Genomic DNA, 1,874 nt, shown 5'->3' with positions numbered 1-1,874 from the left:
TAACCCACCATTATATTCGTGCGGTCTTAGTGCGCTGTAATATCCAACGATATAGTCCGTTATTGCGTGAGCTGCATCGCTGAAGCTTACATAGCCCGTCGCCGGCACCCATTCGTTCTTCAGACTCCTGAAGAAGCGCTCCATTGGGCTGTTATCCCAGCAGTTTCCACGCCGACTCATACTCTGCCTGATCCGGTATCGCCACAGTAACTGCCGGAACTGCCTGCTCGTATAATGGCTGCCTTGATCGCTGTGGAACATCACCCCGACGGGCTTACCACGGGTTTCCCATGCCATTTCCAGTGCTTTCATGGTGAGCCTGCTGTCCGGCGAGAACGACATGGCCCAGCCCACTGGCTTTCTTGCGAACAGGTCGAGAACAACGGCGAGGTACGCCCAGCGCTTACCCGTCCAGAGTAGAGTAAGAGGCAGGGCGTAGTCGGACTATTTCCCTGCCTCTCCTCCCCGAACCGGACGTGCACCTTTCAGCGCATCCGGCTCTCCATTTAAATGCTGGCGAACGCCATTGCCACTTCTGTAAAGCGCGATGTATACGTGTTTCTGGTCTCCGTCCTCAGATAGGGATTACCTTCGGGTAGCCGCCAGCGGAACAGCTTCTTGCCTTGCCCCACCAACCGGTACAGTATTTCGCCGCTGAGCTTGCCGTGATTGGTTTTACCAAATAAAACCCACGTTTTGCTCTGACCCGGTTTCGGTGATTTACACCACCACCTCATCAGGGAAGCGATACCTGTACGGTATTTGCGGGCCAGCCAGTGAGCCAGCTTCCAGAACACGACACGGTCGATATAACTGAAGACTTTGGCCTTAAAATCAACGAACTTATAGAACATGGCCCAGCCTTTCAGTTTTCGGTTGAGTTGTTCAGCCATATCGACTTTGCTTTCACTGTAGTTGCCTGATAACAGTGCTGTCAGCGATGCGGCGAAGTTTCTGGCTTTCTCCTGCGGGATCGTTGAGACCACTCGCATCTCGCCATAACGACTGCGTTTGCGAATGATCCTGTGCCCCAGAAAGATAAAGCCGTCATTAACATGGGTGATTTTAGTCTTATCCATGTTCAGCCTGAGTTTCAGACTGCCTTCGAGCACACCCCGACACTCCTCCCTGATGGCTTCCGCCTGTGCTTTGGTGCCTTTGACGATGAGGACAAAATCATCGGCATAGCGGCAGTACGCCACCGCGGGTTTCCACTGCCAGTTTTCTCTGACCGCCGTACTTCGGCCCCGTTGGATACTGTTATTCCAGTACCACCGATCTTTTCTGGCTTTACCGCTCAGGTAGCGCTCATGCAGGTATTGATCGAACTCATTCAGCATGATGTTCGATAATAGCGGCGATATAACACCGCCCTGTGGTACACCTTCACTGGCCGCCCGAAAGAGACCGACATCGATATGTCCCGCCTTGATGGTTTTCCACAGCAGAGTCATGAAACGTGCGTCACTGATCCTGCGGCGTACAGCCTTCATCAGCAGTCGATGATGTACGGTGTCGAAGTAACTGGACAGGTCGCCTTCAATCACCCAGCGTCCCCGGGTTTCACCGCAGTCTGTGAGCTGTAATTTCACCGTGCGGATCGCGTGGTGGACACTGCGCTCAGGCCGGAAGCCATATGAGAGCGTATGAAAATCACTCTCCCATATCGGCTCCATCGCCATCAGCATGGCCCGCTGAACAATACGATCCCGCAACGCGGGGATACCCAGTGGTCGCAGTTTGCCGTTGCTTTTAGGGATGTAAACCCGTCTGGCGGGCAAGGGCTGGTAGTGGCCTGAGAGTAATTCATCCCTGAGGATTTGCAGCTCAACAGCCAGTCTGGCCTGTAGCATTGTTTTGTTCACGCCATCAAC

1 protein-coding gene and 1 pseudogene are annotated in these 1,874 nt (G+C 53.7%); both read right to left on the bottom strand.

The window, feature by feature from the left end:
• Positions 1-426: pseudogene (locus ACOTYN_RS26190) on the bottom strand (IS3 family transposase); the annotation flags it as partial.
• Positions 427-506: 80 nt separating this feature from the next.
• The coding region (gene ltrA / locus ACOTYN_RS26185; RefSeq protein ID WP_421634802.1) for a group II intron reverse transcriptase/maturase at positions 507-1,874 on the bottom strand (1,368 nt) is incomplete at its 5' end.

It is taken from the genome of Enterobacter cloacae complex sp. IR5458 (assembly GCF_049238025.1).
GTDB lineage: Bacteria > Pseudomonadota > Gammaproteobacteria > Enterobacterales > Enterobacteriaceae > Enterobacter > Enterobacter kobei.
The sequence above is the reverse complement of the archived record's forward strand: the minus strand, read 5'-3'. Positions and strand labels throughout refer to the sequence as shown.